Below are 6,301 nucleotides of genomic sequence, written 5' to 3'. Positions count from 1 at the left end.
TTCGGAGGGCAAAAGCCGTACGCCAATGATGGTTCACAGGGCGCTGTTCGGCAGCCTTGAGCGTTTCTTCGCAATGCTGATCGAACACTATGCAGGGGAATTTCCGTTCTGGCTTGCGCCCGTTCAGATCGGCATCGTTCCGATACGGGAAAGCCACAATGACTATGCGGTGAAATTATCCAAAAAGCTTAAATCGCTCGGCTTGCGTGTCAATGCCGACACATCTGACGATCAGATGCGCACGAAGATACGCCGGATGGAGCTTGATAAGCTGCCGATCATCTTTGTCATCGGTGACAGGGAGGTCGAGCAAGGGGGCGTATCGGTTCGCAGCCGCCGCGAAATAGGTGACAGCGGAAAAGGAAACCTTGGTTTTATGAGTTTAGAGGCGTTTATGGATTTTATAGAGCCGGAAATAAACAAAGGTATGCCGCAATATCTGGACGAATAAGAAAAAACGCCGCAGCTTTAAGCTGCGGCATTTTTTAATGAATATTTATTTTCGATCCAAATGAGTTTACTGTTCAAGTTCAAACATATCTTTTGAGGCGCCGCATTCAGGGCAGACAAAATCATCGGGGACGTCTTCCCACTTAGTTCCCGGGGCGATTCCCTGTTCAGGACAACCGGCTTTCTCATCATAAACATAACCGCAGACAGAGCACAGATACTTTTTCATATTAGTCGACCTCTTTCTTTGATTAATTTAATCTAAATTTTACACAAATTATTATACATGTCAACTGTTCTGTGGTAAAATATGCTTGAATTTAGAGCATTCGGGTAAATTTTACTTAAAAAACAGGAGGCAGAATATGAACGGCAAAAACAGAAAGGTCGTTTTGATTGGGACAGGCTTTGTCGGCATGAGCTTTGCTTACGCTATGCTGAATCAGAATGCCTGCGACGAACTGGTTCTTATAGATATCGATAAGAGGCGCGCCGAGGGTGAAGCCATGGATCTGAATCACGGGCTTGCTTTTTCCGGCTCTCACATGAAAATTTTTGTAGGCTCATATGCGGACTGCGGCGACGCGGATATTGTCGCCATTGCGGCGGGAGTTGCCCAAAAGCCCGGAGAGACAAGGCTTGACCTTCTTCAAAGAAACACGGAGGTTTTCAGGTCTATTATCGATCCTGTCGTATCCTCCGGATTTGGCGGCATATTCCTGATTGCGACGAACCCTGTAGATATAATGTCATATATCACCCAAAAGCTGTCGGGGTTTGACAGAAAACGTGTCATCGGAACGGGAACGACGCTTGACACCGCACGTCTTCGCTATATGCTGGGCGAATATTTCAAGGTCGATCCTCGAAATGTCCATGCCTACGTAATGGGCGAACACGGCGACACCGAATTTGTGCCGTGGTCACAGGCGCTTGTTGCGACAAAGCCTGTGCTGCAGCTGTGCAGTGAACACGGCTGTCAGTATTCATGTGAGAATATGGAGAAGATCAGCGAAGAGGTGAAAAATGCGGCGCAGAAGATAATCGCGGCAAAAAAGGCAACCTATTACGGCATCGGGATGGCAATGGTCAGGATCACAAAGGCGATATTAGGCGACGAGAACAGTGTGCTCACAGTATCGACCATGCTTGACGGCGAATATGACCGCAGCAACGTTTATGTCGGCGTGCCTGCTATTGTAAATAAAAACGGCATTGATGCGATCATTAATCTTGCTTTGACGGCGGAGGAACAGAAAAAATTCCATGATTCCTGCGACACTTTGATAAACGTGTGCGGTAAAATCAATTTTTGACCGATAATATATGATTAAAGACGGCTTGCAGCCGTCTTTTTTTAAGCTTTCTGTTGACAATGCCCGAAACAGACATTATAATGAACACATGTTCATCGAACGATTGTTCATTATTTGATAGGGAGTGTAGATAATGATTACTGCAGTTAAGGTGACCGGCGGATATGTATCGGGTATTGAAGAAGGAAAAGACATAACTGTTTTCAAGGGGATTCCATATGCCGCCCCTCCTGTGGGCGAGATGCGCTGGAAAGCGCCGCAGCCGGTGATTCCGTGGGACGGTGTCCGCAAGGCTGACGCCTTTGGCAATGCGTGCTCGCAGAATACAAATCTTATTCATCCCTATTATAAACGTGAGTTTAAACTCGACCCGAACCCTATGAGCGAGGACTGTCTCTATCTAAATATATGGACTCCAGCGGTGTCCAAAAATGCGAAACTGCCGGTGATGATGTGGATCCACGGAGGAAGCTTTCGTCAGGGATATGGCAATGAGATAGAATTAAACGGAGAAAAGCTTGCGAAAAGGGGCGTTGTAGTCGTTACGATAAATTACCGGCTCGGGGTTTTCGGCTTTTTGACGCATCCTGAGCTTTCGGCGGAAAACAATGACGGCGTTTCCGGCAACTATGGACTGCTTGACCAGATTGCCGCTCTCAAATGGATAAAAGACAATATCACTGTTTTTGGCGGTGACCCTGACAACGTCACCATTTTCGGTCAGTCTTCGGGGGCTATGTGTGTGCAGGCGCTGTCTGTGTCACCTGTGACAAAAGGGCTTTTTTCAAAAGCGATCATGCAGAGCGGCGGCGGCATCCACATGATGGAATATCCAAAACTTAAGGATGCTGAAAAACAAGGGGTTGAATTTGCTGAGAAATTACAAAAGCACTCATTGCGGGAACTCAGAAATACATCCGCCGAGGAGCTTGTTTCGGCGGCATCCGGTTTTTCGCCTGATCCTACCGCATTCCGGCTCAATACAGACGGAGCGGTATTGCCCGAAGATGTTTCTGAAGCTATATACCACGGCCATCAGCACAACATTCCTATCATTATAGGGTCGACTGCCGATGAAATGAGAATGGTGTTCAAAAACATGCCGGAAGAAATTTTTCGCAGGAATATGATGTATTATGGCAAATATGCAGACAAATTTGTAAATATGTTTTATACTGATAACAAACTAACAGACATAGATAATTATATGGCGTATCACATCGCCGGCGCCGCTTTGGCGCTTGCGCAGATACAAAACCGTCAAAAGGGCAGAAAGCCGCTCTATCTTTACTTCTTCAACAGGCGGCTGCCGGGCGACGACAGCGGGGCTTTTCACAACTGCGAATTATGGTATGTCTTTGAGACGCTGGATAAATGCTGGAGGCCGTTTGAGAAAGCAGATTATGAGCTGTCTGGCGCAGTGGCTGGATATTGGACTAGTTTTGCCAAAACGGGCGATCCAAACGGCGATGGGCTGCCGGAATGGTCGCCTTACACAAACGAGGCCCCTTACGCTATGGGCTTTTGCGATAAATCGGAAATGATAAAGCAGGCTGACCCAAGGGTTCAGTTTATAAGTGATTTTTTTCTTGGCAGGTTAATTTAAACGGATGGTGAGTGCATGAACCAGAGAGAGCAGCAAAGGGTAAACCGTGAAAAACAGATACGTGAATGCTGTTTGGATCTGTTTATAAGTCATGGTTATGCCGCTGCCGGTATCAGAGATATTGCGAAAAAGCTGAATATTGCGACCGGCGTGTTTTTTAATTATTTTGAATCAAAAGAAAAAGTCTATTTTGAACTTATTAAAGAAGGGGCGGACAGTCAGAAATTCATAAAACAGATGCTGTCTGTAAATGAAAACCCGATTCAGACGCTCAGAGATGTTGCGGATAAGGTGCTGTGCGTTTTTGGGGAAAACGGGCGCAGTCTCAAGCTTTTTGTCCTTATGATGCAGGCATACTGGTCAAACGCAACGCCTGAGGTCATAAAAAGCCTTTTGAAAGACTATGACCTGATAACTCCGACTGTGAGCCTCATTTCAGCGGGACAGGAAACGGGGCAGATAAGAGAAGGAGAGCCGAAGGCGCTTTCCGCGGCGTTTTGGAGCGCACTGCAGGGGCTGGCGCTGAACAAATCGATTTCTCCTGATCTTCCGTTTCCGAAAAGCGACTGGATAGTTGCGATATTAAAGCCTTGAGGCGGGCGATTTTTCATGTGAATGATTCAAGTAAGAAATGGGGGACTGATTATGCCGAAAGATAAGAGACTGTCTGAAATAATTGCCGATGATATACTTGCAATGGTGACGATCGATAAAAAGTTTATGCCGGGGGACAAGCTTCCCAATGAAAACGATTTGGCGGCGGAGCTGAACATTAGCAGGATAACGCTTAGGGAAGCAATCAGGATTCTTGCGACAAACGGCATATTGGAAATAAAACGGGGCAGAGGCACGTTCGTATCAGAAAATATCGATTTTGACGCCGTCAACACATTCCTTCCGCTGTCAAATATTAAAGCGGCGGCAAAAGATCTCTATGAGATGCGCCTTATTTTCGAGCCTGAGGCGGCTTATTACGCGGCGCTTCGCGCGACAGACAGCGAACTTGACAAGATTTTGGATTATGGTCGATTGATTGAAAGCAAGATACTTAAAAACGAGGACAGGACGGAAGTTGAAAAAAAGTTTCATATATCTATATCGAAAGCGACGCATAATGAATTTATGAACAAGCTCATGCCTGTATTATATCAGGCGATAGATAGAGGGGTCGCCTTGTCGGCAAACAAGGAACTCGCCGTAAAGGATACGCTTACCGACCATAGGATGATAATGGATTTTATGAAAGACAGGGACGCTGAGGGCGCAAGGAACGCCATGAAAATACACATCCTGCACGCGATGAAGGAATTAGATATAAAGTAGAAAAAGCATTGAAAAATTCAATGCTTTTTATTTTATCTATAGACATAAGACAACGTTAGAGTTATAATACAACTATCATACGATAAAGGAGATAACGATGATGAGAAGTGACAGAATCACAAAGGGCGTTGACGCTGCGCCGCAGAGAGCCTTGCTGTACGCATTGGGATTGACGGATGAGGAGATTGGAAAGCCGCTTATAGGCATTGTCAGTTCACAAAATGATATTGTTCCGGGACATATGAATATTGACAAAGTGGTAGAAGCGGTCAAAAAAGGCGTTTCCTTTGCTGGGGGCATACCGATCGTTTTTCCAGCCATCGCCGTTTGCGACGGGATAGCTATGGGACACGAGGGGATGAAATATTCGCTGGTAACAAGAGAGCTTATTGCTGATTCCACAGAGGCAATGGCGACAGCTCATCCGTTTGACGGACTTGTTATGGTTCCAAACTGCGACAAGAATGTGCCGGGCTTGCTGATGGCGGCGGCAAGGGTCAATATACCGACAATTTTTGTAAGCGGAGGGCCGATGCTTGCGGGAAGAAACAGCGGGAGCAGAATCAGCTATTCAACGGTTTCAGAGGCCGTCAGCAGATTCAATATCGGGGAAATCGGTGAAGCCGAGTTGAAAAAATGCGAGCAGAAAGCATGTCCCACCTGCGGTTCATGTTCCGGCATGTTTACTGCAAACAGTATGAACTGTCTGACAGAAGTGTTGGGAATGGGGCTTCCGGGGAACGGCACGATCCCCGCGGTTTATTCTGAAAGGTTGAGGCTTGCGAAAAGCGCCGGAATGAAGATCATAGAGCTTGTCAAAAAAGACATAAAACCACTTGACATAATGACTGAAAAGTCCTTTATGAATGCTTTGACTATTGACATGGCACTTGGTTGCAGCACCAACAGCGCACTGCATCTGCCCGCAATCGCTCACGAATGCGGTTTTGAGCTTAAACTTAGCCTTATCAACGAAATATCGGAAAAGACGCCAAACCTGTGCCATCTGGCTCCGGCGGGGGATCATTTCATTGAAGACCTGAACGAGGCAGGCGGTATTTCCGCGGTTATGAATGAAATAAGCAAGCTCGGTCTTATGCATAAAGACGCGCTGACATGCACAGGAAAAACGCTGGGCGAAAATTTCGAAGGATGCGAAATATATAATAGAGATGTGATAAAGACTGTCGACGCTCCATACAGCAAAACAGGCGGAATGGCTGTGCTTTATGGCAATCTCGCGCCGGACGGATGCGTTGTGAAGCGCTCGGCGGTTTCAGATGAAATGATGGTTCATAAGGGGAAGGCGAGAGTGTTCGACTGTGAGGAAGACGCTTTGAAATCGATATACGCCGGAAAAATAGTCAGCGGAGATGTTGTAATAATCAGGTATGAAGGCCCTAAAGGCGGACCCGGTATGCGTGAAATGCTTAATCCGACTTCCGCAATCATGGGAAGCGGCTTGGGAAATAGTGTCGCCCTGATCACCGACGGAAGATTTTCCGGCGCGACAAGAGGAGCCGCGATTGGACACGTATCGCCGGAAGCAGCTGTCGGCGGAAATATTGCGCTTATCAGGGATGGCGACGAGATAGAGATCGATATC

7 protein-coding genes are annotated in these 6,301 nt (G+C 46.7%); 6 read left to right on the top strand and 1 reads right to left on the bottom strand.

Annotated features, from left to right (window positions below):
* The coding region (locus tag Q8865_10800; GenBank protein ID MDP4153905.1) for a His/Gly/Thr/Pro-type tRNA ligase C-terminal domain-containing protein at positions 1–451 on the top strand (451 nt) is incomplete at its 5' end.
* A 66-nt stretch (positions 452–517) separates the two neighbouring features.
* Here Q8865_10800 and Q8865_10795 read toward each other — a convergent pair.
* On the bottom strand, positions 518–679 hold the full coding sequence (locus Q8865_10795; protein MDP4153904.1) for a rubredoxin: 162 nt from the start codon (positions 677–679) through the stop codon (positions 518–520).
* A 136-nt stretch (positions 680–815) separates the two neighbouring features.
* Between Q8865_10795 and Q8865_10790 the strand changes: the two genes are divergently transcribed.
* From Q8865_10790 to ilvD, 5 genes are all read left to right on the top strand, one after another.
* A complete protein-coding gene (locus tag Q8865_10790) occupies positions 816–1,766 on the top strand; it encodes an L-lactate dehydrogenase (GenBank protein MDP4153903.1) in 951 nt (316 codons plus the stop codon).
* Between the two features lie 133 nt (positions 1,767–1,899).
* Positions 1,900–3,372: a carboxylesterase family protein gene (locus Q8865_10785; GenBank protein ID MDP4153902.1), complete on the top strand. Its 1,473-nt coding sequence runs from the start codon at positions 1,900–1,902 to the stop codon at positions 3,370–3,372.
* 15 nt (positions 3,373–3,387) lie between these two features.
* Positions 3,388–3,966: a TetR/AcrR family transcriptional regulator gene (locus Q8865_10780; protein MDP4153901.1), complete on the top strand. Its 579-nt coding sequence runs from the start codon at positions 3,388–3,390 to the stop codon at positions 3,964–3,966.
* A gap of 51 nt (positions 3,967–4,017) precedes the next feature.
* Positions 4,018–4,695 (top strand): FadR/GntR family transcriptional regulator, encoded by a 678-nt coding sequence (locus Q8865_10775; protein MDP4153900.1) that lies wholly within the window; start codon positions 4,018–4,020, stop codon positions 4,693–4,695.
* A gap of 100 nt (positions 4,696–4,795) precedes the next feature.
* Positions 4,796–6,301 (top strand): dihydroxy-acid dehydratase (ilvD, locus tag Q8865_10770; GenBank protein MDP4153899.1); only part of this gene is annotated, 1,506 nt, incomplete at its 3' end.

Source organism: Bacillota bacterium, from assembly GCA_030705925.1.
Taxonomy (GTDB): Bacteria; Bacillota; Clostridia; order Oscillospirales; family Feifaniaceae; genus JAUZPM01.
Note: the sequence above shows the minus strand (reverse complement) of the source record. Positions and strands in the feature narration are given on the sequence as shown.

What these genes read in the sequence shown, in the direction of transcription:
- Q8865_10785 (MDP4153902.1), top strand. Translation starts at nt 1,900, where the DNA reads ATGATTACTGCAGTTAAGGTGACCGGCGGATATGTATCGGGTATTGAA.
- Q8865_10775 (MDP4153900.1), top strand. Translation starts at nt 4,018, where the DNA reads ATGCCGAAAGATAAGAGACTGTCTGAAATAATTGCCGATGATATACTT.
- Q8865_10780 (MDP4153901.1), top strand. Translation starts at nt 3,388, where the DNA reads ATGAACCAGAGAGAGCAGCAAAGGGTAAACCGTGAAAAACAGATACGT.
- Q8865_10790 (MDP4153903.1), top strand. Translation starts at nt 816, where the DNA reads ATGAACGGCAAAAACAGAAAGGTCGTTTTGATTGGGACAGGCTTTGTC.
- Q8865_10795 (MDP4153904.1), bottom strand. Translation starts at nt 679, where the DNA reads ATGAAAAAGTATCTGTGCTCTGTCTGCGGTTATGTTTATGATGAGAAA.